Here is a 25637-nt window from a genome sequence, read left to right as displayed (position 1 = left end):
CTCCGGCCAAAGCGGATACGATACCACGGGCACGTTTTCGCAGTTCCCAGTTTTGCTCCGTTTGCGTGTGATGATCCCCTGCTTCCAGTCAACTTCATTGGGATGGAGTTCGGCCATATCGATCTGCGTCATGGCCGAGTTCAAGCCTAACAGAAGATAGAGTTTGGTCCGTGGGCTGGCTTTTTCCATCAGGGTCTTGATTTGCTCGGGGGTGAGGACTTTCACTTCGCGTGGGGTGACCGAGATCCGCAGGTCCTGGTCGTTTATATTTTTGGGCAGCATTTCCAGATGCGAGGTGTTCTTAACGAGCCAGCGGACGAACTGCTTAAAAACAGCAAATACGTTATGAGCGTAATGGTCGCTCATTTGTTTGGCCGCGACTCGCCCCAGCAGATGGTTGTTAAGACCTTGGACGGTATTGTGGTCGATTCGTGAGACGGATGTGCCACTTCCAGTAAACTCCATGATGAACTCAAGGTGCGACCTCGACGTCTCAGCCCACGCAGCCGAGAGTTGCCCCGCAGCGAATTTGGCACGTTTCTGGACTAGGTATTTCTCGACGTTCGCTGCGAATGTGTCCTCGGTGCTCGCCTCGCCCAGGCGACGATTCTGAGTCTCCAGCCGGTCTTGCCACTGGGTGTGCTCGTAGGGAGCCGGACCGCTGACTTGTATGACAGGCTCTAAGCCAGCTTCTTGATACACCGGCTTCATTCGCTCATTGATCTCAATGAGCGGGGCGGGACCGTTGAAGGGCCGATCTGACCACCCGAGCGGTGGGGGAGTCTGTAAGGCCAGTCGCTCTTCCAGAGCCTTGATCTTGTCTCTTGCGACAGCGGCGGTCATTCCTTCGTCATGGTCGATACACCATCTGAGTACACTCTCCCATTCTGCGATCACATTTTTATACTCGGTCCGGTGGGGTTTGGCTTCTTCGGCTTCGAGGTCGAGCTGGGCTTTAGTTGCCCGCCAGGCGGCTTCAGCCTGCTTCCTGGCCTCGCGATCGCTCTTTCCGCTACCGCCGTCGAAGCGGTACTTCTTGCCGAGATAGACGACCCGCCACTTGTTGCGGGGGGCATCCCAGTTCAATTTCGCCTGGCGTGGCATTCCGACTCTCCGTTGGTCCAGATTGTGGTCCATAAAACTGCTCTGGTCCATGTTATAGTGGACCAAAAACGATTTCAAGTCATTTCATATCAATTATTTACGTGACGATACCTTCTTTTGGGAGCAAGAGGTCGCACGTTCGAATCGTGTCGCCCCGACTTTTAAACCCTTTCTGATACAGGGTTTACGAGATCATATCTCGTACGCAACCATCAGAAACCGGGACCACAGAAAATCGCGATTCACTCGCGATTTTTTTATGCGCGGTGCCTGACATAGGCTGCAGCTGGTCATAATGTCATCTCCGGGTAAGTCACATCGCATGCTCTGTTCCCAGACGCCTGGCTTTGCCTGAATTTTCTTACGTGATTCATTTCTCAACAGACTTTCGGGAGAATGACTTTCATGGGCGTCTATTACTACTACGTCAACGAAACCAGATCTCAATATTTTTGTATCGATCCATCAGGGCGAGACATCAAGCAATATGCGATCGGATATAATATTGGTTCCCGGGCTTTCAGCTATCTGTTACTCGACAAAAACGAATACGCAACCGGCGTGAAAGACCATCCGCTGGTAGGCAGCTGGATTGGCGATCGCTGCTATATCACCGGAGATGATTATTGCACCAGCTTCGCAAAAATTCAGACCGAGTATGAGGATATTGGCCAGCAGATTATCGAGTTAATGGTCCACAACGATCCCTGGGAACTGCTGCAGTATGGAGGCGTCGACTGGCTCCTGGATCTGATCCAGCAAAGCGGGCAATTCGTCACGATTACCAACGAAATGCGCAAGCGGATGTCCCATGTATTCCGCTGCGCCCGCCAAGAGTCACCAGGTGAAGATCTGGACCGAATCTGTGAGGCATTGAAACGCTGAACAGGCTTAAAAAATGGACGCCTTGATTTTCGAAACCTTTACGTTCTAAAACTCAAAATTTGAATACACGTTGTCTGTCTGCTAACCTGAATAGAGTTATAGTTGGGGATGGGGAAGATCATGCACGTGTCTCGTTTCTGTAGCTTACTCTTTTGTTTTTACTTTATAATACCCGTCGTGGCCCCTGCTGCAGATGAGGTCAATCATCTGGTTACGTTATTAAAGTCTGAGGAACCCGAAGTCAGGTACAAAGCTGCCCGCTCGTTGCAAAAGCTCGGTCCGACAGCAGAACCCGCCATTCCGCCTCTGATCGCGGCCCTCAATGATCTCGGTGCCCCGACGAAATATGATGTTCAATATTTAGGCCCTCGTGTCAGGAATGCTGCATCCGATGCGCTGGCCAGCATCGGTCGCCCGGCTGTCCCTGCGTTGATTAAGGCTCTGCGGGATAAAGATCCTGCAACTCGTGCCATGGCTGCCGATACGCTCGCGAAACTGGGGCCCGTCGCAAATACGTCGTTTGCTGAACTATCAAGAACTCTGAATGATCCTGAATCCTGGATCCGCGATAGTGCCGTTGCTGCCATCGCCAGAGTGGGGGCAGCGCCGCAGGTGGTGGTGCCTCTGCTGGAACAGAAATATCGCCGCGCTGACAAAGACGACTACATTCGTGTGTCTATTCTGGAATCTCTGGCGAACGCGGATCCGCAAGCCACAATGGTCATTCCCCTTCTGATCGAAGCATTAGGAGATTCCGACGGCGATGTCATGGCGGCAGCAGCACGCACATTGGGAAGTTATAAAAACAAGGCACGTCCTGCGGTGAATGCTTTGAACAAAGCACTGACTACGACAAAAGTTCGCTGGGACTCATATGCCGATTTTGGATTTACAGTGCCTGTACGCACCGACGTCGTCCGGGCACTGGCTGCAATCGGACCACCTGCAAAAGTGGCAGAACCCACGTTAATCAGGCTCATGCAACAGGATGAGAATCAGGTCACGCGCATCATGTCGGCAGCTGCACTCGTGAGAATCTCTCCTGAGAAACCCTCTGCCAGGCAGGCAATGACGTTTCTGATTCAGACTCTGCAGGATCAAGAACAAGCCCAGGCCAAGGCTGCTGAAGCCTTAGGGATGATCGGGAATGCCGCTGCGGTTGCAGCACTCAGTGAAACATTACAGGCTCCGGATGAATCAGAATTTGGATCTTTCAGGGCCGCAGTCGCACGTGCGTTAGGAGAAATTGGACCACCGGCGAAAACAGCAGTCCCTGCATTAAGAGCCGCGCTACGGGAAAAGAAAGAGTGGCATTTCGATGTCCGAAATGAGTCCGCGCTGGCACTCGGCAAAATCGGCCCCGCGGCAAAATCTTCCATTCCTGATCTCATTGAAGCCAGTCAATCAGACGACGAACATCTACAAGAGTATGCCAGCGAGGCGATCAGAAAGATTAAGAACTCAGCCCGTCAACAGAATCATGCAGATGACGCGGGAGAGGGATCATCCGAAAGGAAGTAGATAACTATCCACTCCTGCTAAATGTCTGATAAAATTGCTGTCCGAAGACCATTTAAGGTTTTTCTTCGTTGCTTTCTCTACTCAGAACAAACCACTTCAACTCTTGTTGTCCATCCGACTCTCTGTAACATGATTTTCATTCCTGCACAGACGCCGTCTCCCGCACTACCCGAAAACCATAAGAATGCCTGTTGATTTCCGGAGAAACATAAGCACGCTCTCCCGAACCGCAGAAAGTCGCACTATTACTGAAACCACCACCACGGAGAACTCGGCCTCTACTTGTTTCGGGGCCTTGCGGATCAGTCACAGGCTCGGAAGGATAAGGTTCAAACCAGTCGTGGCACCACTCATAGGCGTTGCCGTACATATCGTAAATTCCCCAGGGATTCGGTTTCTTTTTCCCAACGGGATGTGTCGTCGATTGGGCAGTCTGTTTGTACCAGGAATACTCTCCCAATAGAGATTCCTCATCCCCAAAACAAAATACGGTGGAAGTTCCAGCACGGCACGCGTATTCCCACTCTGCTTCCGTGGGCAGGCGATACACATTTCCGGCTGCTTTTTCCTCTGGCCTGGCAGATAACTTTTGGCAAAACTCATTCGCTTCATGCCAGCTGATACTGTCAACTGGATTATCCGGACCTGGGTACTGACTGGGATTGGAACCCATGATGGCTTCATATTGTTTTTGAGTTACCTCATGAATCCCCATATCAAATGGTTTGCTGATGGTTACCTGGTGCAGAAGTGTGTTGGGGCTCTTATTTCCTTTTTTTCCCATCACGAAAGTCCCCGCCGGCAGACGTTTAAATTCCATTCCGACGCCCAGTTGAAGTTCTGGAGGTTCCTCTGCTTTCACGACGACCTCTTTTTTTTCCACGGGAGGTTCGTTGACTTGTTCACTTTGCTCAGGATCAGCCTGCAGTTTGCCCCAGGGTAACCAGAAAGAAGCTGCCGCCATTCCGAAAAATGCGATCGCCAGAATCGAGACAATTCCCGCGTAATCGCGGAGCAGTCCGCTTCCTTCGCCGACAACCCGGTTGTTTTTTCCTCCCGCTGGGCGAGCGCGACGAGGTGCATAGGGATCGATCTGCCGATTCTTCCGGCGTTTCTTAAACAGACTGACCTTACGATCATATTCCCGCCGCAGTTCCGGGTTCACCAGAGTCAATTCTGCTTCATCAATCTGGCTGATCACCTGGTTGGCAAATTTGTTCCACTCCGTACCCAGGTAGTCTTCTACGTGAGTCCGCTGTCGTTTCGCCGCTGATTCGATGACGGAACGGTCCTCTTCATCCAGAGAGATTCCCAGCAGTTCATAGAATGTTGGCGGGCATTTCTTTTCGGGAATGCCCAGCCACTTGTGATATGGATTGAAATCAGCAGGCGGTTGTGTTGCGCTCATGGGAGAATCGACCTCGGGATAGTTGCCCAGTCTGGCTTGTTCTGATAAGGGTTTGAGTGGGCGCGTGTTTCCTGGTTCGGAAATGGGTTCTGATTCTATCTGCACATATGAGCAAATTAAACCGGGAATTCAGAAAAGAATCGCCAGAAAGCGGGGTTCGAGAGCAGGTGTCAGCCACCATCGATGGGAGTCATGGGATTGAAGTACGACAAACGTCGTTGACAAACTACGACTCGTGTCGTATATTGCCGGCATGAACCAGCAACGCCCCAAACCCACCACAGCTGAACTGGAAATCCTCTCTGTCCTCTGGGAGCACGGGCCGGCGACCGTCCGGGCGATTCACGAAATCCTCTCGCAAGGCAAAGAGACCGGCTACACCACCACGCTCAAAATCCTGCAGAAGATGGCTGACAAAGGACTCGTCACCCGCGACGAATCCCGCCGGTCGCATATCTACCACGCCGCAATACAGGCGGAACAGACGCAACGCCAACTGATCGACGACCTGGTCAGGCAGGCGTTTGGCGGTGCCACTGAAAAACTCGTCATGCAGGCACTCTCCCTGCGCAAAGTCACCCCCGCGGAAATTGAATCTCTCCGCAAACTCCTGGACCAACTCGAGGAGAAATCAGAATGAATGGATTCCACGAATTCCTGAATCATCCGCTGGTGACCCACTGGGGCGCCGTACTGCTGCACTTCGTCTGGCAGGGAGCCGCGCTCGCGCTGCTGGCCTGGGTGGTACTCTGGATATGTCAGCGGCAATCGGCTCAACTCCGCTATCTGCTGGCCACCGGCTGCCTGTTCCTGATGCTGCTCTGCCCTGTCATCACCTGGCTGAACCTGGGAGAACACATTCAGCGCGAAACGCCGGCCACAGGAGCTCAATCGACGACAAACGCCGCTCCGTTCGCCCACGTTCCAGAAGTGGGAACTACTTCAACAGACAGACTTCTTCAGGGAGCAGAGTCTCCTGCAGCGTCCAGAGCACCGAGCTCGACTGATGCAAAGCCGTTTCCCCCAAACGAACCAGGTCTCTTCCAGGTTTCTGCTCTGGTAAACACGCTCCCCTGGCTGGTCGCAGTCTGGGCTTGTGGCGTGGTCATCTTATCTTTGCGAATGATCGGCGGTTGGCTGATCGTACGCAACCATGTCAGCAACGGTAGGCCCCTGCGCGATGCATGGACTGCCCGCGTGAACCAACTGGCAGATCTGGTTGAGCTCACGCGTGCCATCCGCTGGATCGAATCCTCCGTGGTCCAAGTGCCGCAAGCGCTCGGCTGGGTCAAGCCGGTCATTCTCCTGCCGGCATCCCTGTTTACAACACTCACTCCCGCAGAGATCGAGTGCCTGTTACTGCACGAACTGCTCCATCTCCGCCGCCACGACTTCCTGGTCAATCTCCTGCAATGCCTGATTGAAACCCTGTTCTTTTACCATCCGGGAGTCTACTGGCTCTCCCGCCGCATCCGGCTCGAGCGGGAACTCGCCTGCGATGCCGCGGTCGTCGCACTCACCGCAGACAAACTCACCTTTTCCCGGGCACTGCTTTCCCTCGCCGAACAGGCACAACTCCCGTCACCTGCCTTAGCAGCAACAGGCAGTGATCTCACCATCCGCATTCACGCCCTGCTGGGGTTGAAACGCGCTGGTTCGGGATCGGGGATTGCTCTCTGGATCTGTCTGGCTCTCTGCATGTTCTCACTCGGGTTGGTATCCCGGTCAAACGTAGCATTACAGCAGGTAGAGAAATCACCGGTAGTAGAATCGGTCCACAGTCACGATGCAGCGCCGTCGATTGAGCGGTTTGTCACAGACGGTGTGCCGGTTCCCGATCTGTCTGGAAAGGTCCTCGATTCGGCTGGAAAACCTGTTGCCGGAGCCACCGTCTATCTGCGACAGTCGATGCGTGCCCGCAGCGGTCGGGGAATTCCCAGACCCTGGCAGGATCTGGCACGCACAACCACCGATGCACAGGGAAAATTCCGTTTTGTAGACGTACTGTATGTCGAACAGGATCGCGTGTTCGCCCCCGTTGATCTCGTCGCTTTGAAGGATGGCTATGCCCTGGGCTGGAAGCACGTGCTCACCACCAGACCGGTGACCAACATCAGGTTGACCCTTGAGAAGCCGACTGCAGCAACGGGCCGCGTGATAGATGAAGCAGGTCAGCCCGTTGCCCACGCCGAAGTGCGTCTCAAACATCTGATGTCACTCCGGCACATCACACAGGCTGACCTGGAGCAGGGACGCTGGCCCAGCGGGAAGGATCGCCAGTTTGTCGCCCTCGATGGTTTCCGGGACGCGCCCGTGGCCACAACCGATGCCACTGGTCGCTTTGAACTCAAAGGGCTCGTCGCAGAGCGGGGACTTTGCCTGCAGGTCTCGCATCCCGAATACCTGCTGCACGATCTCTACGCAGCGACCGTTCCTCAACTGGCCCCCGAGATGGAAGCCCTGTCGAAACGTCCGGTCCAGACCGGCGAGATCGCAGTGACACTGGAACCGGGGTACCGTCTCCGTCTGCGGGTTGTCGATGATGAAACGGGAATACTGATTCCCGGAGTGCGATATATCCCTGATCAACAAAGCTACCAGGTCCCTCCTCGCCAGCACGATCAGGACGGCGTCATCGAAATCATGCATCTCAAACAGACGCAGTTCCTGGCAACCGTCTATCCGCCGGAACACACTGCCTACCTCGCTTACAGCAACCTCTTCACGTGGCCCGCGGAAACGCGTCTGCTGGAAGTCGAGATCAGGTTGCCAAAAGGAATTCCGGTCCGCGGTCGCGTGATCAACGAGGCAACAGGAGCCGGCGTGCCAGATGCCCCGGTTGCCTGGAACCTGCAGCAATCGCAGTTCATTCCTGAGACTCCGCACCTGCATCCACCTCACGTTGTGACGACTGATGCCGACGGCTATTTTCTGGTTCACTGTCCGTCGGGAGAATTTGCCTTCCAGACGCGGGGGCGCATTCGGGGTTTTCAATTCAACTCCTCGCAGCCACAGCCCGCAAAACGAGTCAGCGTCTCACAAAAGGGGCCTGACAGCCAACCTGTCATCGAACTGCAGCCGGCACCCCGCATTCAACTTATCATCAAAGATCCCCAGGGCCAACCGGTCCCTGGGGCCGACATTCGCACTGCGGCAACCAGCACACGATCGGTTCAGTTGATGGATGGGAGCGTCATTCAAAGTTTTATACCCATTCATGGTGTCTCCGATGCACGGGGAGAGTATCGGCTCGATCAGCTCTTCATGACGGATTTCTCCGATCAGGAAAAACAGTTGCACGAAGTTGTCATCCGCAATGCCGACGATACGCTCGGCGCGCAATTACTGGTGCAGCGTCCCCCACAGAATGCTCCTCTCGAACAGCCAATCGAAGTCCAACTGCAGCAGCTCGGCTTTGTGGAAGGCAGGACTGTGCACGAACCAACCGGCGCGCCGATCGCCGGCACGCGAATTGTTCTCTATCGAAAGCAGCAGGGCGACCGCGACACTTACACGGCTGTCGGAGAACTCACGACCACCGCCGCCGATGGTTCTTTCCGCCTCAAAGGTGTGTTACCAGGGCTCGAGCACTACCTGTCGCTCTCTCATACGCGGTATAAAACGCCCAATGGCATCCATCTGCGTTTTCAGACAACAAGTGGCAACACTCACGATTTCGGCCAAATCTCTCTCGGCGATCTGAATTCTCCCTCTTCAGAGGCTGAATAAACCCTGGCACATTAAAATTCTAATTGAACTGTCGTCCCGCAACAGTTAGTCTGACCTGAAATTGAATTCCCACGCTCTCCGTCAGAATCCAAAGGAACTCCCATGAGTTTTGATATTTTCTTCCAGACGTCTCGCCTCAGTGATCAGACCGAGGAAGCCGTGAATCCTTTTACTGGCGAAGTCATGCAGAAGCCGGTGGGGGAGTCTCTTTCACCGGCCGACCGTGATGCGTTACGTGAATTGCTGACGTCTCATGGAGCGACCTTGCCACTGGACTCCAACTGTTACCAGTTTGATTTCTCCGATGGTTCCGGATTTGAACTTTTTATGGATCACCTGGACTCCGATGCCGATGTCTCAGGAGGTATGGCTGCCTTGCGTGGACTGACCACGGAAATTCTCAACGTGCTTTATGCTCTGGCCGAGGCGGGAAACATGGTCATGCTTCCCGCGATGGAAGAGACGCGTCCCCTGGTCACCTCGCGCGAAGTGGCAGATCGGGTGGCTTCCCGCTGGCCTGATGTACTTATTCTTGCCTCTGCTGAAGAACTGGGCGCCTTTTTGCAGAAAGGTTTCGCAGGTTGGGAAGCATACCGGGATCGTGTCACAGGTGAAGACTGAGAGACATCCATTCCCATTCCCTCAGTCGACTTGAACCGGGTAGGGGACCGGATCGATATAAGGTTTGTTCTGTCGCTCCGGATCCGTCAGACGGGAGTTCAACTCAAACACGCGTTTCTTCTTTTCCGGATTTTTAGCCCAGTCAATATCCTGGGTCAGTTCAATCAGCTCGCGTGTCACCGGCCCCATTCCCCGAATGTTCTTATTCGCCGGTATGAGTGTGACCCCTTCTGCATCGACAAAAATCAGGTGATTTAACAACAGCAGGAGACCCGTCAGGAACGCGAATAAAAACGCGCATAAACCGGATGGTCCGTGTAAAATTGACCCTGACAAACGTAACAAACGCGAAAGCATAGAGCACCCTCTTTCTGAATTGACAGGACCTGCCAATTCTGTTCGTAAAGTTTAGGAAGAAATGTATTGTGCCTGTTTTTCAGGGCTTTTCGTCTCGTTGTGAATTACATCGAAAGTGTTGGGGTGAAGGGTGCCAGACACGGAGAAGACCATGTCTCAAATTAGTATGTGAATTTGTGTATTAGTGGTCAACCTGATTATTCGTTTAATCCCATTAATTATTAATAATGTTTAATATTGAGGTCTGCTGCCGAATTTGATTTGAATCCGCAGGATTCCCGTTATCTTTCAGAGACATCCTGCAGACGCTGGTGTTAAATCAGTAAGCCGCTTACCTGTGCCATGCAGATGTCTGTTTCCGTCGAAAGAGAAGAGCATGAAAGTTATACGATTCTCTCTGTGGTTACTTTTTTCAGGGCTCCTGCTTTCACCGCTCTCTGTCACGCAGGCGGCACAGTACGATCCCCTTAAAACAGAGTCAGGCAAATCCGCGGCTCCCGTTGATCTCACCATGCAGGATCAAAGTCGAAATCGCGATATCCCCCTGCGGGTTTATCTCCCGAAATCAGAGCAGCCCGCGCCGGTCCTGTTATTCAGTCACGGTCTGGGAGGCGCCCGTACCGGCTCACAGTACCTGGGAGAGCACTGGTCGGCCCGCGGTTATGTTGTGGTCTACCTGCAGCATCCCGGCAGTGATGAAGCAGTCTGGAAAGACGTCCCCGCATTGCAGCGGCTGCGGGCACTCAAGTCCGCGACCACCCTGCAGAATACCGTCGACCGTTACCAGGATGTGAGTGCCGTCCTCGATCAACTCACCCGCTGGAATGCTGATTCACAACATCAGTTTCATCAGCGAATGGACCTCAGCCGCGTCGGCATGTCGGGCCACTCTTATGGAGCAGTCACCACGCAGGGCGTCAGTGGTCAGTCCTGGCGGCTGTTGGGAAAACGTTATACCGATCCCCGCATCAAAGCCGCTGTGATGTTCAGCCCCAGCATTCACGGCCGGGCGGAACCTGCAGACTCCTTCGGACAGGTTTCGATACCCTGGATGTTACTCACCGGCACCAAAGATACCTCACCCATTAACGACACCACCGTCGCCGACCGCCGCGAAGTCTATCAGGGCCTGCCGGACAGCATCGACAAATACGAACTCGTCCTGTTCGACGCGCAACACTCCGCATTTTCTGATGGACGACAGCGCCGCGGTCTGGCGCGCCGGAATCCCAACCACCACAAATCAATTCTCGCCGTCACCACCGCTTTCTGGGACACCTACCTCCTCGACAGCAAACAGGCCCGCCAGTGGCTGCAGGGCAAAGCCTGTCGCGAGCAACTTGATCCCGAGGACGAATGGCAGTTAGAGGTTTCAAAAACCGGGTCCGGTAAAAATTAATGGATCTGGCTTACTGATCATCCAACTGTTGTTTCTTTTTCCGTTTAAACGGATCCCGCAAAAAAAGATTTCCTTCACCGTGCTTAAATCTGTTTTTTGGGTCGGACAACACTTTGGTCCAGAGCTTGAATAATTTTTCTCGGTCTGCCTCGTCATAGCGTATTTCACCGGAGGCCTGCAGCTCTGCCGTCAGTCCGTACCAGGCGGAGAGTGAGTGCTTGATCTCACCCTCTGCGGCAGGTGGCCCCCAGTACTCGATCAGCAGTAGATGACAGATCGCAGTCCGGTCTTTGTGTTTCAGATTCTTCAGCAGCCAGTTTTTATCTTCCGGGGAAATGTGTTTCGCAAACCGGGTCGCCCGCCGGGAAATGCGTGGAAAGAACCCAAAGAAATTGCCTTCCCATTCCACGTCCGAATTATCCAGTTTAGGTTCGGTGATTTTCAGCTCAGGCTCAGATTTCTTCTCCGCATCTGCCAGCAAAGCAGCGATGTCTGCCAGCAGGATCATCAGCATCATTAAGAACACAGAACGGAAATGAATCATGAGGAGCCTGTTGAAAAAGGAATTTCTGATTCTGTAACAGTGTGTTCCCGTTTGAGCACTTAAGGGAAAGGTACCTTCATCATAGCGGGTCAAGCTGCAGATCCTAAGAGAATTCTTCACGATTCCCGGGCAACTCTTCTTTGAGAATGAGCAGACACAGGGGATGTGCACAGCTATAATAAGGGCTATCATCAAACACCTGTGATCGTTCTTCAGAGTCCTCACTAATGGAGATTCACGTGCTCAAGCCAATTTCCACCGCGCGTCGCCCCTTTGTTTGTTTAACGCTGGTCTTCAGTCTGCTGACGCTGATCTGTCTGACGTCTCTCACTCACGCAGAGGAACCCGCACCCGGGCAGTGGCAGTTCTCAGAGGAACTACTCGAACCGGTCTGGAAAGGCGATACCGTTCGCGGTGAATCAGTCCTGTTTATTCGTGATTTGAGAACGGGTCAAACGAAAGCTTCACTGCTGTTCCCAGCACAGAAAGTGCTCAAGATTACGAACAGCGCGGGAGACGTTACTTACGAAGAAGGTCGCGACTACCATTGGAAACCCGGTTCGCGCGAAATCACACTCCCCGAAAACACACGCATCGTCTGGAAGTTTCCCACCCAGATGCGGCGCCCCGCGAACTCACAAAGGCACAAGCTGACGCACCGCGATGGCCACGGTGAAATCTTCTTCGGTGGACAACTCGAATACCACGATCTGCAGACCTGCATCACTTATACCCACGAACCCGTCGACTGGAGTAAGATCGAACCGGTCTTTAATGCCAAATCGCTGCCTCGTACGATCAAGAAACTGCAGAAACACGACACGACATCCATCGTCCTGTTGGGTGACAGCATCTCCACCGGCTGTAATGCCTCGGGCTGGGCCGGGGGAGCTCCCTTCCAGCCGGCATTCTTCGGACTGCTTCAGGAGAACCTGCAGCACCATTATCAGAACCGGATCGCATTGACCAATCTTTCCGTCGGCGGCAAAGACACGAAGTGGGCCCTGACACAAGTTGACGAAGTCGTCAAGGCCGACCCCGACCTGGTCATCATCGCCTTTGGGATGAATGACTCAGCTGGTCGTTCGGCGGAAGAATTTAAAGCCAACACCAAGGCGCTGATCGAACAGATTCGCAAAAAACAGCCCCGGGCAGAATTCATTCTGGTCGCCCCCATGCTGGGGAACCGGGACTGGATTCGACTCAAACATGAACTGTTTCCCCAGTATCGCGACGCGCTGGCGGAACTCACACAGCCGGGAGTCGCTTTAGCCGACATGACCTCCCTCTGGACCGAATTCTTCAAACACAAACAGGACTGGGACCTGACCGGTAACGGAGTGAATCATCCCAACGACTTCGGGCACCGCGTCTATGCCCAGGTACTCTCAACGCTGCTCATTCCGGAAGGCGAAACCAACTCTGCTTCAGAGACCAGTCTGCCCCCCGAAGTCTTCTCCCTCTGGGACGGCAAAGCCCCGGTCGGTGCGGACCAGTTCGAAGAGGCAGACGTGAAACTCACGCTGCATCGCCCCGTAAAACCGAACGGTGCTGCCATCGTCATCTGTCCCGGCGGCGGATATCAGCGCGTCGTCACCGGCGGAGAAGGGCACGGCATCGCTGCCTGGCTCAACAGGCATGGCGTGACGGGGATCGTCCTCGAGTATCGCATGCCCGACGGTCGCTCCTTCGTTCCGCTGATGGATGCCCAGCGGGCGATCCGCATGGCTCGCGCGCATGCGAAAGACTGGGGCATCGATCCCGGGAAGGTCGGTATCATGGGCTTCTCCGCAGGCGGGCACCTCGCCTCCACCGCCGCCACACACTTTGATGCCGGCGATTCCCAGGCTCAAGATCCCATCAACCGACAAAGCTCCCGTCCCGATTTCGCGATTCTCGTCTATCCCGTTGTCACCATGGGAGAAACCACGCATGGCGGCTCGAAAAAGAATCTGCTCGGTCCCGAACCCACGGCTGAGATGATCGAACTGTTCTCGAATGAAAAACAGGTCACCGATCAGACACCGCCGATCTTTCTGGCCCACGCGGTCGACGATAAACCGGTGCCCATCAAAAACAGCCAGGCACTCTATGCAGCCCTGCAGGAAAAACAGATTCCATCCAAACTGCTCGAACTCCCCGATGGCGGACATGGCCTCAACGGCTACAAAGGTCCCTCCTGGGATGCCTGGCAGAAACAGTCCCTGGAATGGCTCGCAGAACTGAAATTCATTCCGCAACAGTAACGAACGGCGTGGGGCAGTATGCTCAGCAGGCGATCCGACTGCAATCACCAGTGAAAGATTCATAGTATGACCACCCTCGTTGTCGGCGCTACCGGTGCCACCGGACGGCTGCTCGTGGAACAGTTACTCAAACGGAACGAACCCGTGAAAGCCCTCGTGCGCCGGACCGGTACGTTCAATAAGTTCATCACCACACATCCCGACTTCACCGAAATCCAGGCCAGCGTGCTTGACTTGAGTCCTGATGAACTCGCGCGTCATGTCGCAGGCTGTACCGCGCTCACTTCCTGCCTGGGGCACAACTTGACCTTCAAGGGGATCTTCGGCAAACCGAGGCTACTCGTCACCGATACGATCCGCAGGCTGTGTGCAGCAGTTCCTGACTCAGGCACCGCGCAGCCTGTCCGCGTGGTGCTCATGAATACCGCGGGCAACCGTAACCGCGATCTCGTGGAGCCGGTGTCATTCGCCCAGCGCTGCGTGGTGGGGCTTATACGCACTCTGGTCCCTCCACACCGGGATAACGAACAGGCCGCTGACTATTTGCGAACGCACATCGGTCAGAACCATGACCGTCTTCAGTGGGCCGCCGTCCGCCCCGATTCCCTGATCAATCTGGATGAAGTCTCTGCGTATGACGTTTCCCCTTCACCCACGCGCAGTGCAATCTTCAACCCCGGCAAGACCAGCCGCATCAACGTAGCCCATTTCATGGCGGAACTGGTGACCCAGGACGAAATCTGGCAACAGTGGCAGGGGCAGATGCCTGTGATCTATAACCGGTGAGAATGAATCGGGTTAGATGCTTTGCATTCCGTAACCCGTGGAACGCATATCACACTTGGATAATGTATTCGCTAAAAAATTAGCTTTTCGTATTGACGACCCTTCGTGGAAACGCTAAAAAATTAGCGTAACAATTGCTGCCATGCACAGGAAACAGCCCATGTCACAACAGGCCCAACTCAGTCGGCGGGAACGCCAGATCATGGATTCGCTTTATTCGCGCGGGGAAGCGACCGTGCTGGAGATCCAGAGCGATCTGCCCAGTCCGCCCACCCCCACTGCAATTCGCACCATGCTCCGCATCCTGATGGACAAGTCGCTGATCCAGAGGCACAAGCAGGGGCGTGAATTTGTTTACGCACCCACGTCTCCCCGACGCCCGGAAGGCACCAAAGCCCTCAAACATGTCGTTCAGACTTTCTTTGATGGTTCCTTCAAGCAGGCACTGGCAGCACAGCTCGCCAGTGATGACGAAGCCCTCTCGGACGACGAATTACGCGAAATGGTCAAACTGATTAAAGCAGCTCGAGAAAAAGGAAACTAAACGATGCAAACGATTCTGCAATCCATTCCGTTCATCGGGCAGCCTGATTTCCTGCTGGACCTGATTATCAAGTCGACTGTGATCTTGCTCGTCGCACTGGTCGCCACGCGACTGCTGCCACAGGCCAGTGCAGCCGTTCGTCACACGGTCTGGAGCGGCGCCCTGCTGGCGGTGCTCGCCTTATTCTTCGTCAACGGGAGTATGCCCAAGCTGACGCGACCAGCGCTCGCGACTCAGGAAACAGCATCGTCCTTCTCCACACCCGTGACCAGCAGCACGCAACAGACGCTCCCAGGATCTTTACCTGAAGTCTCAGCACAGCCTGCGGCCCATATGAAGCTTCCAGCGGCCTGTAATACACAACTTCAGAACGCACAAGACAGCGCTGCATCCCTCCCGCGTATCGGCATTCACTGGAATGCTATCTGGCTGACGGGAGTTCTGGTGATGCTGTTTCGGCTGGCGCTGCTGCAGTTTCGCCTCCACGCTTTCAGCAGACAATGTAACATCATCACAGAGGGGCCGCTCTTCGATCTGCTGCAACAATGTCGCGTTGAACTGAACTGTTCTCAATCCGTCTCCCTGTTAACGACCGATCAACGTTCGCTCCCCATGACGTGGGGTGTAAGGTGTCCTTCGATTCTGTTGCCCCGCGAAGCACAGAACTGGAGGGAACAGGAAGTCCGCTGTGCCCTGCTGCACGAACTGGCGCATGTGGCCCGACGCGACTGTCTCTGGCAACTGCTCGTACAACTGACACACGCCTGCTACTGGTTTCATCCCCTGGTCTGGTTCGCCTCACGGAAACTCTATCTCGAACGCGAACATGCCTGCGATGACATCGTTTTGCAGCACGGCACCCGGGCGTCTGACTATGCAGATCAACTCCTGCAGGTAGTCTCCGCGTTTCGATCCAGCCGCAGCTTGAAACTGACAGCCGTCTCGCTGGCTGCAGAGAGTGGGTTTTCCCGCCGCCTGAAGTCCATCCTACAGGAGACCCGCGACCGACGTCCGGCCAGCCTCCGCACGCGACTGGCACTCACCTTCACCTTTGTCGCGCTGACTAGTCTACTGGCAATCCTCCCGGTCGCCTTCGCGATAGACGCATCTGCTGATCTACCCCAGATACAGGAGGTAGTGAGACTCGATCGGCCGCTGCAGACACATGCAAAAATCACAGCCCACGCGAAGTCCGAACCCAGCGGAGGACCGGATGTCCTGTTGAAAGCCGTGGCACAATCACAACAGCTCCCAGCACAGACCAGCGTTCAGGAGCCGCTTCCTCAGCCTCCGGGAAAGGTCATGCTCAGAAATGGTAAACAGCAACCTCGGGTATTCGAAGAGAACCGTCCCGCGGTCCGTTCACTGAATATCGTCTTTGCCCACGATCCGGGAATTGGAAATTACGATGGCGTCGTGGGGCGTCCGCAGGATATCTGGAACATGGTTGACCTCGGCACGACCGCGGTTGACTACACACGGTATAGCGATGCCATGCCCAGCACCGTTCGCCTGCGTGTCACCCGGCACGATGGTGAGTGGGGCATTCAGGGCCAGTCCGGCATCTTTCAGGGGTACATCTATCACAACTGCCGCTGTGTCGATCTGCAGACCAGGGTCCTCGATCTGCCGGCCGGGAAATACAAAATCTATGTCTTCGCGCACGGTGATGCACCGAATCAGAACGCGAAAATTGAACTCAAAGTCGGTAAGCGCATCATCGGTCAGAAAGCGACCGCCAGTGACGGCACCTGGAACTATCGCAATCAGCCCTACCGCGAAGGCGTGCAGTACGTCAGCTTCGATTTTGACATCAAGACGGGCCAGGAACTGACCCTGACCAGCTTTCGTGCGGACAGCGATTATTCCATGTTCAATGCGATTCAGATTGTACCGCAGACCAATTTACCGCCCGCTCCTCAGGCCCGGTAAGCTGTTGACAGGTATCGGCTTATCGAAAGGTGTAAACGGCCATCGTTGATTTTTCTGGAAACCCGGACAGGGACTGCCTAAAATAGAAGGACGCCAACTCAATCGTACAAATGTAATTCATACGCGAATTCTGTTTGCTGCAGAGAGGGAGGTCCTGTCATGTCGAAACTCACCGTCAAACGTGAACCCGGTTGTGCCGACAAGATGCGCAAGTTTTCAATTCTGGTGGACGGCGTTTCCATCGGCTCCATCGCGGAGGGCGAAACGCTTCACTCCGAAATCAATCCACAGAAACATCGAATCGAAGCCCGCGTCGATCTGTGCGGCAGTCGCACCCTCGAAATCGATGGCACCCACGATCAATGTCTGACGGTCCGCAGCGGACTCCCCAGCTGGCACGGCGCCCACAGCCTCTACAAAGTCTTCATCGACCGCAAAGGCTATCTCGAACTGGAAGTGAATAACGAGAACTGACGCGGGGAATAATTAAGTACCCCGGTCTGTTTCTTTCCTCAGTATGACTTCCTGCCGAACCTGTTTCACAGCCAGCCAGAGTAGCGCTTCCAGTGTTTCAATGTAGAGAGCAAAATCAGGATAGTGCTGCGCTTCCGTCTGCATCCAGTTTCTCAAAGTTTCAGACTGGTGAATTGAGGCCTGCTGAAGTCCACTGACCATTGCCCGAAGATCCCGGCTGCCATTGTAGTCTGGTTTCTGCAGCGAAGTTGCATAACCGGCGATCGTAGTAGCACGCACCTCCATCTCCCCCAGAATGGAAGGAGCATCCTCCTGCTCCCATTCCCAGTCATGCAATCGCTTCCTGTCCGCTTTGCAGGACTGATACAACTCGGGGAGCGACTCCAGAAGCGTTTTCAAAATCAGACTGTCTGAATCTTGTATCACCATCTAATTCCGAATTCTGATCACCGACTTGTGTATTACTTCCGCCCCAGTCTCCCGTCGCGGCCTTTGATCTGGTTCAACTGTTTCGACAGCGTTTGACTCTCGTCGGTTCGTTTCTCCGCCACGTTCTGGTTTTCCAGCGGATCGGAACTGTGATCGTAGAGCATGCGTGATGTCCGTTTCCCTTTGGGATTGGTGTATTCCGTGTAACGCAGTGCGTCGGTGCGGATCGTGTCGCCGTTACGGAAACGGCTCACAGCAGCCTCTTTCCATTTCGTATCCGGATTCCGCATCAGTTCGACAAAGCTCTGGCCCGCCAGGTGTTCGGGTAGTGGAATCCCAGCCAGTGTGCAGAGGGAAGGGTAGACGTCAATCGTTTCGATTAACGCGGACCGCCGTTGTCCTCCCTGGATGCCCGGCGCCCGGACGAGCAGGGGAATCTGCAGCGAACTTTCATAGCAGCTGTGTTTGCACCACAGCGTATGGTCGCCCAGGTTCCAGCCATGGTCGCCCCAGAGCACGACGATTGTATTGTCGCTCAGTTGCAGGCGATCCAGTTCCGCCAGCAGCTTGCCGATCTGGGCGTCGGTGTAACTCACACAGGCATAGTAGCCGTGAATCAGGTTGCGGGCGGTCTCTTCAGACACGGGGCCCTTGCGGGGAATGCCCGCGTAAGCCCGCAGCTCGCCCGAATTATGAATCGATTCCTCCGGTGCGTCCTGTGGAACTTTATAATTCTCGGGCAGCTGGATCTTGTCGTGATCATACAGGTCCCAGTATTTCTGGGGCGCGATAAAGGGGAGGTGTGGCTTGAAGAAACCGACGGCCAGGAAAAACGGTTGCTCCTGCTTTTTCAACTGTTGCAGTTTCTCAATCGCTTTCTCAGCCAGCACGCCATCTGCATAGGCATTGTCAGCGACGTCGGCTGACTCCCACGCGGGCCCCTTGGCCTTTCGCTTGCCCTGTTTCTGTCGCTCTTCGTGCAGTTTCTGATTTTCGGGCCGCTGATACCAGGCGATGCCTTTGGGACGCCACGCCGGTTCTGACCAACCCTGTGCACTGTCCTGGGGATGATGGAAGATTTTCCCCAGGGAAACCGTGTAATAGCCGTTCTGTTTGAACTGGGTGTTCATAGTCGTAATGCCCGGTGCATCGCGGTCGGCCCAGGTCAGAAAGTTGACGAACCGCTTACGGGCCGGGCGAATTCCGGTCATCAGACTCGCCCGCGAAGCCCCGCAGGTAGGGACCATGCAGTAGGTTCGCTCGAACAGCGTACTGCTTTCCGCCAGCTTGTCGATGTTCGGCGAGTGAATGTGCTGCTTCCCATAACAGGCCAGTTCAGGCCGCAAATCGTCGACGGCAATAAACAGCACATTCGGCTTGTCTGCAGCGAAAGCAGGAACAGCGAAACAGAGTACAAACAGGAACAGCAGCGAGCGTCTTTTCATTTTGAATTCCTGAATCGAAAAACGGGATCAATGTTGCGTGGGGACGGTGCGGACCGTCAATCTTTTTCTTTCAGCAGATTACTTAGTGTATCAGGTGCCAGTGGTAGTGTCTTCCATCTTCTCTAGACTCAAGTCATGAAGATCGAAATGGGATCGGTGGGATTATCACTCTACCGGTTGCCTCTCTGTTCGCACACACCAGCGATTATAACTGTTTCCATCGGATGTCCGTCGATAGTATTCTGTCTTTGGGTACAACCCGGGTGCCACATCACTGATTCCAATCGACGCATGAAATTGGGTGTAATTGTAATCCTTGATTCTGTTAAGTGAGTGCTGGGAAGCAAAACCCACCACGGTCAGCTCGAGCAACGCCCCTTTTTCAACAGGCAAAATCTCACCATGGAAGTTTCCGCCGGCGTAAATGTCTGTGTGAGGCGCCCCGGTTTTCAGAATGCCATCGAAGTCGGATTCAATCCAGACTTTCAGGGAGTCAACAGAGTGAAGTCTGCCGGTGAAACGCCCTCCGATAAAAATGTGGCAGATTCCATCCGCTCTGATTTCCGCCTGTGGTCCTGCATCACCGGTGATAATGATTTCCGAAATGCCTTTGACTTCAATCGTCGCATTCAGGTTCCCATAGATATGGATCAGGCCCCCCTCATCTGCCTCCAGGTCCTCATTACAGTCCCCTTCAATGACCATCATAGGAACTCCTCTGAAACTGGTAGTGTCGCGGCGGCCTGGAGTTGTCTGAACCGAATGATCCTCCTGATTCTGGCGTTGCCAATGATCCAGGGATTGAGAGAAGAGCATATCCTTCATCACGCTTGCATGTGCAATGCGTATCAGGGTCTCGTTGGAAACAGGCATGGAATTCACAGCCGATCTACACTGAAGGGGAAATGAAACAGCAGTTCGCCAGGAACAGCTGCGAATGTTGACTCTTGCCTGTCACCCAAAGAACTTCACGGGAATAATCTCGGCCCAGAAACAATACCCAACCAGACTGAGGGCACTCACCACAAACAGGTAGAAAGTTACTTTCTCCAGTTTAAGAATGGCTACCTCCGATAAGCCGGCCAGCAACCTCCCCGCAACTCTGAAGATCCCATACAGCGCGAACGTGATCGCCAGAATCAGCCAGGCATCTTTTCGAAACAGGGTGGCGAAATAGATCACAGCGACGCCGATGACGAAGAAGACGCCATACATCACGCGTGCAAACGGTTTGTCAGAACTCGAATGCGGAATCATGACAGACTTTCAGGGAGTCGGGGCCTTAAATGCAGACAACAGCAACATCAATACTGTCATCATAAAGCAGAACGGGCCAAATACCAGATGAAAGTAGATCTTCTTCCTGATGATCGGATCGACCTGCGCACGCTGTTTCCAGAAATGCGCGATACTCCCGTGAAATCCCCAGTTATAGATTTCAAAGCCAAATGCCTTCACCGGCTGCCAGCAGTTAGCCTGTTTCAACAGAATCAAGAGTCGAATACTTGAAGCACCGGCGATGAACAGCAAAACGAGAAAAACCGTTTGTAGAATTTCCAGGGAGATCATGTGACAACTCGCCGGCAGGAGGCATGCATCATGTCATCAGAGTTGACGAAATATTAGAGTTGACACGGTCTCATATCACTCTACCATATTATAAAAGACAGCGTTGACACAACCAGGCAGGGAATCTGAAAACCATGATGCGCAGCAAGTTTTGTGATACAAAGTCTGACTAAGCGGCAGCCGGGCTGCGTAATTGTGGATGAGTGGCCAGCAGCAGGGAGGCCGCCGATGCCGTCCAGACAGAGAACGAGAGCGGCCCTTCGAGGCCGGTGCCGAATGTCATGCACAACGCAAAAGTTAACAGTAACAGGCAACTGCCCAGTGCAACGGCGCGGAGCTGGATACCAGTAATCAGCCCGACCGCGTCGGTATGGAATATCATGCCGTCCGTATATATGCGCGGGAACCGGAGCAGGTCCCAGGTATGGTCCTCGGCTTCGCCGCCTTCGATCAGAAGCAAATCAAAAAAGCCGTCCGCAACTGGGCCCAGGAATTCAACCAGCGCTGAGTGATGTTGGTGAATGCGGTCACTCTGAAGGCAAACAAAAAAGTGCCAGGCCCCGCATTGGAACCTGGCACCGGTTTCAAACTCAACTGAAGACTGCCCGCTACTCTTTTTCGAGCCGGAAGATCCCTTCGCCCCCTTTGACGGTTTCGACGCAGTAATACAGATTGCCGTCTGCGTCGGTTCCGAAGGCCATCACGGGAACCGTGCTCGTGGAGAGACGCAGGTTCTTGGTGACTTCTCCTGCTTTCTCATCATATTTTAGTGCCCAGATTTTGCCCGAGACGAAGTCGGCGTAAACGTACATGCCGTCCAGTTCGGGCAGCTTCTTGCCGCGGTACACGGTACCGCCTGTGACAGAGCGACCGATACCATGATCGTATTCCCAGATCGGGGCGATCGGCTTCTCCTGCGCGGTCTCGGGGCGATTACCAAAGTTGTGTGTGCCTTCACGCACACTCCAACCATAGTTGCCACCTTTTTTGATAATGTCGATCTCTTCCCACAGTTCCTGGCCGACTTCACCGGCGTAAAGCGTACCGGTCTTGGGATCGAAATTCAAACGCCACACATTCCGCAGTCCGTAAGCGTAAATTTCCGGGCGGGCCTTGGCACGATCGACGAACGGGTTGTCCGCGGGGATCGCATAGTTCTTGCCGTTTGCCTGATGATCGACGTCGATTCGCAGAATCGAACCAAGCAGGGTTTCCAGGTTCTGGCCGTTGCCCAGCGGATCGTTCCCCGAACCGCCGTCACCCAGACCGATGTAGAGATATCCATCGGGGCCGAATTCAATTGAACCGCCGTTATGGTTTCCGAACGGTTGATCGATCTCCATGATCACGGTTTCGCTCTTTGGATCCGCCTTGTTGGGATCGCTGTCAGAAACCTGGAAGCGGGAGATCTTTGATTTCCGCGGCATTCCTTCAGCCGTGTAGTAGACGAAGAACTGTCCGTTCCTGGCAAAGTCGGGATGGAACGCCAGACCGAGCAGACCTTCTTCGTTGTTCTTCTTCCAGGGAGCGACTGCCTCGCGGATGTCGAGGAACAGCTTCGCCTGTTTGGGGGACTTGGTGTCGATTGTGTGAATCATGCCCCGCTGAGTCGCGACAAAGAGGCGTCCACTGTCATCAGCACTCTTCACAACCATAGGACGCAGTGGCACAATTTTACCAGTCTCTTCATTGACGGCTTCCCAGCCTTCCCATTTCAGACCGGGAAATGCAGGAACCCCTTTGATTGCCAGTGCGCCATCACTTGGGTCGGGTGCAGAACCATCGTCGGCCAGCTTCCGGATTTTAATGTTGCGGAAGGAGACGAGGTCGTTATGGTCCTGCAGGCAGATGTGTCCTTTCTCTGCTTTGCCGAACTTCGGGAACTTGGAAAACTTGCTGGCAGCCACCCGTTTGTCCCAGTCGGCACTCCCTTTGTTAAAGCGAAAGTAGCGAATGCCATTCATCACGACTTCGGAACGATCGGGGCCGATTCGCAGGAACAGGTTGTTCCACTCGCCGGCCGGACGTGTGGCATCGGCAGGTTTGCTCTTTTCTTCATCAGAGCCTGCCCGGGGAGGAGCCGGTTTGTACAACTGATAGAGCCACCCCGCTTTCTGGGGATCGTGGCCGTCAACGTTATCCTGGATCTGCACTTCGGGACCGGTCCGCCAGGGAGTTTTTTCTTCTTCGGTGACGTGGAACATCAGTCCGCTGTTCCCCTCTGGGGAGATCTTGTAATCCAGTGAGAGTTCGAAGTACTTGAACTCATCATCGGTGATGATATCGCCGGCCCCTTTTTCAGCGCGGGTCAGTACGCCGTCCTTAACCTTCCAGCCATCACTGACGCTGTCTTTCTGATAGTTTCTCCAGCCGTCGGTGGTCTTGCCGTCGAACAGCAGCTTCCAGCCACTTTTCTTTTCCGCGGTGGAAAGTTTATTTGCGTCGTCAGAGTTTTCCGCCGCCGAGACTGTCGACAGTGACAGACAGGCAGACAATATGAGCGTCAGCTTGGTCTTTAAGTTTAGCATCACAGGTGCGCTTCCTTTATGAATCAGCAATTTAATGGAGGGATTGAAGTTGCAGAACTTCAGGCGAGAATGTTTGAATTACCCCTGTTATCCAATATTTCACGGGCAGAATCAACAATAAACGGATGCCTGATGCAGATTGGCAACGTATTTCAGCATCGCAACAACATGCTTCACAGCAGATCAGTATCGCAGGACAACAATCATGTATTTAGTACTTTTCGTGGTTGAAATCCTATCTGATCTTACGAAAAGAAACTGTCAGTCACGCCACGCAACAGGCAAACGATACAGAATTAATGGGGGCTCCGACTGGGAAGACGGTTCCTGTTCCAGCCGGTCCAGCAGTTCTACTTCAAGCAGGCATCTGAGTGTGCGGTAGACCGTGGACAGGGAAACCCGCCGCGGTGTCGCTACCTTGATCGATTCCGCGACATCAACGCCGGTAAAGCTTTCCCGCTGGCGGTACTGCTCATGAATGTGACGGACAATCAGCAGCCGTTCCCTGGTTGCCTTGAACAGGTTGTGTTCGCGAATCCGGATGGCGAATTCTTCGAGGTAACTTCGATTGCGGCGGATCATGTTTCCACAGACCTCAGATACGACAGAGCTGTCCCAAATATGTCCTGATATCAGACGGCTCTTTATCGTAGCGTGATTTGACGCGTGGTTCCAGCAGCAGCGACAGTCGAATTCACGGTTATCTGGACTGGGGACGCTGTTGAGATGGCATGCCTTTGTGGGGGACCTTCATCAGGATATCCCCTGTGTCCGGCGCATAGGCTTTCACTTCGAAGGTCAGATTCCGTACCTGCTCACTTTTAAAGCGGCGTTGGCAATCCTGATCGACGAGGTACAATTCGAGGTCGACAATCTTATGATCGACGACTGAGTAACAGGCTATCAGATGCCCCTCACTCACGGGCCAGCCGGTCAATCGCTCCGTTTTTTTCGCAGGGGCGATCTGTAAAGGTAGATATTCTTTGAGCCCGGCCCGTTCCATGACCTGGATCGCTTCCTGGATATTCTGACCGACCCGGATCGCACGGGGAGTCTGACGGACTGCCTGTTTCTGAATGGCAAACAGTGTTGTGACCACTGAAAGCACAACAATCACGGCTGTCAGCAGAGTCGTTTTAAAGTTCATGACTGTTCCCCCATATTGATTTCAGAAACGCAAACAGGCCGGGACTCTGTAAAAAAGTCCCGGCCTGTTCAATTTTATTATTTTACGCCCCGCTTTAGTAGGTCGTTGCATTCTCTTTGGAGGCATAGTAGATGCAGAGCAGACTGTTGCGAATGCCCGATTCCCCTTCCAGAGGTTCGCGGCCGTGCCAGCTCTTTTTACGAACCGAATTGATCACGGAAAATGCGAAAGCGCTGTTTGGTTCGAACGGATACTGATTCACCTTTTCGAAGCCGCGAAATCCCTTGGGACGGTTGAGCAGAAACTTAGGTGACAGGTTGCGTTTGTAGATCATGGTGCCCAGGTCCAGCTGTGAGCGATCGCGGGGCAGGGCAATCTGAAACGTGACCAGCTTTTTACGGGTGTCAGGGTGAGGCGTAATGAAGTAGCCCGGCTTTTCCCGCATCAGGCTCAGACGGGGAAACGCTTCTACCTGGTTGACATCTTTGGGATCGATACCAAACCGATATCCGATGCCTGCACTCAGACGATTAAAGACCGCCTTTTTCAGTTCGGGGGCATTCAACGCATTACGGATGCCGGTCCAGAGTGTGTGACGGCTGTCGGTCAGGTTCGCGTCGATGTTCTCCGCGGACAGCTGAAATTCAAAACGATTCGATTCGCCGTTTTCCATGATGTGCCGCTTACCCATGGTAGTGTAAACGGAATCTTCCGGCAGCAGATCAATCAGATCGGCATAGACGTCCTGCGGGAAAATATCGCGAACGCTGATATGGGGATAAGGATCTTCACACGGATCGACGGCACTCAAACGGTTGATCATATGCGATAACACGTGCTGGGTAATCTGTGAACTGGCGGACGGGGATGCAAGCTCCATCGGTGACTCTACTTTCTGACGCTGATCCAGACGGACCATTATAGTTGTGGGGTTAACACGATCAGATCCGGGAGTAGAGAGCAGCCCGG

At 54.0% G+C, this 25637-nt stretch carries 27 protein-coding genes; 13 read left to right on the top strand and 14 right to left on the bottom strand.

Features of this window, described 5'->3' with window-relative positions:
- Window positions 1-1104 (bottom strand): site-specific integrase (locus RID21_RS18400; RefSeq protein ID WP_350191327.1); only part of this gene is annotated, 1104 nt, incomplete at its 3' end.
- A 405-nt stretch (window positions 1105-1509) separates the two neighbouring features.
- Between RID21_RS18400 and RID21_RS18395 the strand changes: the two genes are divergently transcribed.
- Both RID21_RS18395 and RID21_RS18390 read left to right on the top strand, forming a co-directional pair.
- Window positions 1510-1989 (top strand): hypothetical protein, encoded by a 480-nt coding sequence (locus RID21_RS18395; protein WP_350191325.1) that lies wholly within the window; start codon window positions 1510-1512, stop codon window positions 1987-1989.
- Between the two features lie 126 nt (window positions 1990-2115).
- Window positions 2116-3510 (top strand): HEAT repeat domain-containing protein, encoded by a 1395-nt coding sequence (locus RID21_RS18390; protein WP_350191323.1) that lies wholly within the window; start codon window positions 2116-2118, stop codon window positions 3508-3510.
- Between the two features lie 136 nt (window positions 3511-3646).
- Here the strand turns inward: RID21_RS18390 and RID21_RS18385 are convergent, their stop codons facing one another.
- Window positions 3647-4918, bottom strand: coding sequence for an SUMF1/EgtB/PvdO family nonheme iron enzyme (locus tag RID21_RS18385; RefSeq protein WP_350191321.1), 1272 nt, complete (start codon window positions 4916-4918; stop codon window positions 3647-3649).
- 235 nt (window positions 4919-5153) lie between these two features.
- Between RID21_RS18385 and RID21_RS18380 the strand changes: the two genes are divergently transcribed.
- From RID21_RS18380 to RID21_RS18370, 3 genes are all read left to right on the top strand, one after another.
- Window positions 5154-5558: a BlaI/MecI/CopY family transcriptional regulator gene (locus RID21_RS18380; RefSeq protein WP_350191319.1), complete on the top strand. Its 405-nt coding sequence runs from the start codon at window positions 5154-5156 to the stop codon at window positions 5556-5558.
- Window positions 5555-8647 (top strand): M56 family metallopeptidase, encoded by a 3093-nt coding sequence (locus RID21_RS18375; RefSeq protein ID WP_350191317.1) that lies wholly within the window; start codon window positions 5555-5557, stop codon window positions 8645-8647. Before RID21_RS18380 ends, RID21_RS18375 begins: the two co-directional genes overlap by 4 nt.
- A 102-nt stretch (window positions 8648-8749) precedes the next feature.
- Window positions 8750-9268 (top strand): hypothetical protein, encoded by a 519-nt coding sequence (locus RID21_RS18370; protein ID WP_350191315.1) that lies wholly within the window; start codon window positions 8750-8752, stop codon window positions 9266-9268.
- A 21-nt stretch (window positions 9269-9289) separates the two neighbouring features.
- Here the strand turns inward: RID21_RS18370 and RID21_RS18365 are convergent, their stop codons facing one another.
- The gene (locus RID21_RS18365) at window positions 9290-9529 is read right to left on the bottom strand and encodes a hypothetical protein (protein WP_350191313.1); all 240 of its coding nucleotides are present in this window, start codon (window positions 9527-9529) and stop codon (window positions 9290-9292) included.
- Window positions 9530-10001: 472 nt separating this feature from the next.
- On the opposite strand from RID21_RS18365, the gene RID21_RS18360 reads away from it, so the two are divergent.
- A complete protein-coding gene (locus tag RID21_RS18360) occupies window positions 10002-11024 on the top strand; it encodes an alpha/beta hydrolase family protein (protein ID WP_350191311.1) in 1023 nt (340 codons plus the stop codon).
- A gap of 10 nt (window positions 11025-11034) precedes the next feature.
- Here the strand turns inward: RID21_RS18360 and RID21_RS18355 are convergent, their stop codons facing one another.
- Complete coding sequence (locus RID21_RS18355; protein WP_350191309.1) at window positions 11035-11568, bottom strand: hypothetical protein; 534 nt, start codon at window positions 11566-11568, stop codon at window positions 11035-11037.
- Window positions 11569-11807: 239 nt separating this feature from the next.
- Between RID21_RS18355 and RID21_RS18350 the strand changes: the two genes are divergently transcribed.
- The 5 genes from RID21_RS18350 to RID21_RS18330 all read left to right on the top strand — a co-directional run bounded on the left by RID21_RS18350 (window position 11808) and on the right by RID21_RS18330 (window position 17550).
- Complete coding sequence (locus tag RID21_RS18350; protein WP_350191307.1) at window positions 11808-13814, top strand: GDSL-type esterase/lipase family protein; 2007 nt, start codon at window positions 11808-11810, stop codon at window positions 13812-13814.
- Window positions 13815-13880: 66 nt separating this feature from the next.
- On the top strand, window positions 13881-14600 hold the full coding sequence (locus tag RID21_RS18345; RefSeq protein ID WP_350191305.1) for an NAD(P)-dependent oxidoreductase: 720 nt from the start codon (window positions 13881-13883) through the stop codon (window positions 14598-14600).
- Between the two features lie 160 nt (window positions 14601-14760).
- Complete coding sequence (locus tag RID21_RS18340; protein WP_187781871.1) at window positions 14761-15144, top strand: BlaI/MecI/CopY family transcriptional regulator; 384 nt, start codon at window positions 14761-14763, stop codon at window positions 15142-15144.
- A gap of 3 nt (window positions 15145-15147) precedes the next feature.
- Window positions 15148-17076 (top strand): M56 family metallopeptidase, encoded by a 1929-nt coding sequence (locus RID21_RS18335; RefSeq protein WP_350191303.1) that lies wholly within the window; start codon window positions 15148-15150, stop codon window positions 17074-17076.
- 159 nt (window positions 17077-17235) lie between these two features.
- Window positions 17236-17550 (top strand): hypothetical protein, encoded by a 315-nt coding sequence (locus RID21_RS18330; protein WP_145191953.1) that lies wholly within the window; start codon window positions 17236-17238, stop codon window positions 17548-17550.
- 12 nt (window positions 17551-17562) lie between these two features.
- Here RID21_RS18330 and RID21_RS18325 read toward each other — a convergent pair whose 3' ends face one another.
- The 6 genes from RID21_RS18325 to RID21_RS18300 form a co-directional block, all read right to left on the bottom strand.
- The gene (locus tag RID21_RS18325; protein ID WP_350191301.1) at window positions 17563-17979 is read right to left on the bottom strand and encodes a hypothetical protein; all 417 of its coding nucleotides are present in this window, start codon (window positions 17977-17979) and stop codon (window positions 17563-17565) included.
- Window positions 17980-18011: 32 nt separating this feature from the next.
- A complete protein-coding gene (locus tag RID21_RS18320) occupies window positions 18012-19424 on the bottom strand; it encodes a sulfatase (RefSeq protein WP_350191299.1) in 1413 nt (470 codons plus the stop codon).
- 165 nt (window positions 19425-19589) lie between these two features.
- A complete protein-coding gene (locus RID21_RS18315; RefSeq protein ID WP_350191297.1) occupies window positions 19590-20132 on the bottom strand; it encodes a bactofilin family protein in 543 nt (180 codons plus the stop codon).
- Between the two features lie 246 nt (window positions 20133-20378).
- On the bottom strand, window positions 20379-20681 hold the full coding sequence (locus RID21_RS18310) for a hypothetical protein (protein ID WP_350191295.1): 303 nt from the start codon (window positions 20679-20681) through the stop codon (window positions 20379-20381).
- A 9-nt stretch (window positions 20682-20690) separates the two neighbouring features.
- Window positions 20691-20993: a hypothetical protein gene (locus RID21_RS18305; protein ID WP_350191293.1), complete on the bottom strand. Its 303-nt coding sequence runs from the start codon at window positions 20991-20993 to the stop codon at window positions 20691-20693.
- 169 nt (window positions 20994-21162) lie between these two features.
- Window positions 21163-21375, bottom strand: a complete 213-nt coding sequence (locus RID21_RS18300) for a hypothetical protein (protein ID WP_350191291.1) — start codon at window positions 21373-21375, stop codon at window positions 21163-21165.
- Here RID21_RS18300 and RID21_RS18295 point away from each other — a divergent pair.
- A complete protein-coding gene (locus RID21_RS18295) occupies window positions 21364-21501 on the top strand; it encodes a hypothetical protein (RefSeq protein WP_350191289.1) in 138 nt (45 codons plus the stop codon). The two genes, RID21_RS18300 and RID21_RS18295, sit on opposite strands and share 12 nt — an antisense overlap.
- Before the next feature lie 100 nt (window positions 21502-21601).
- Here the strand turns inward: RID21_RS18295 and RID21_RS18290 are convergent, their stop codons facing one another.
- Window positions 21602-23521 carry a PQQ-dependent sugar dehydrogenase gene (locus RID21_RS18290; RefSeq protein ID WP_350191287.1) on the bottom strand — a complete coding sequence of 640 codons (1920 nt, stop codon included), beginning with the start codon at window positions 23519-23521 and terminating at the stop codon, window positions 21602-21604.
- Window positions 23522-23539: 18 nt separating this feature from the next.
- On the opposite strand from RID21_RS18290, the gene RID21_RS18285 reads away from it, so the two are divergent.
- A complete protein-coding gene (locus RID21_RS18285; protein ID WP_350191285.1) occupies window positions 23540-23752 on the top strand; it encodes a hypothetical protein in 213 nt (70 codons plus the stop codon).
- 30 nt (window positions 23753-23782) lie between these two features.
- Here the strand turns inward: RID21_RS18285 and RID21_RS18280 are convergent, their stop codons facing one another.
- From RID21_RS18280 to RID21_RS18270, 3 genes are all read right to left on the bottom strand, one after another.
- On the bottom strand, window positions 23783-24103 hold the full coding sequence (locus RID21_RS18280; RefSeq protein ID WP_350191283.1) for a transcriptional repressor: 321 nt from the start codon (window positions 24101-24103) through the stop codon (window positions 23783-23785).
- Between the two features lie 118 nt (window positions 24104-24221).
- Window positions 24222-24668 carry a hypothetical protein gene (locus tag RID21_RS18275; RefSeq protein ID WP_350191281.1) on the bottom strand — a complete coding sequence of 149 codons (447 nt, stop codon included), beginning with the start codon at window positions 24666-24668 and terminating at the stop codon, window positions 24222-24224.
- Between the two features lie 94 nt (window positions 24669-24762).
- Window positions 24763-25548 (bottom strand): hypothetical protein, encoded by a 786-nt coding sequence (locus tag RID21_RS18270; RefSeq protein ID WP_145044484.1) that lies wholly within the window; start codon window positions 25546-25548, stop codon window positions 24763-24765.
- Window positions 25549-25637 lie beyond the last annotated feature (89 nt).

The sequence above is a fragment of the Gimesia sp. genome (assembly GCF_040219335.1).
Lineage (GTDB): Bacteria > Planctomycetota > Planctomycetia > Planctomycetales > Planctomycetaceae > Gimesia.
The sequence above is the reverse complement of the archived record's forward strand: the minus strand, read 5'-3'. Positions and strand labels throughout refer to the sequence as shown.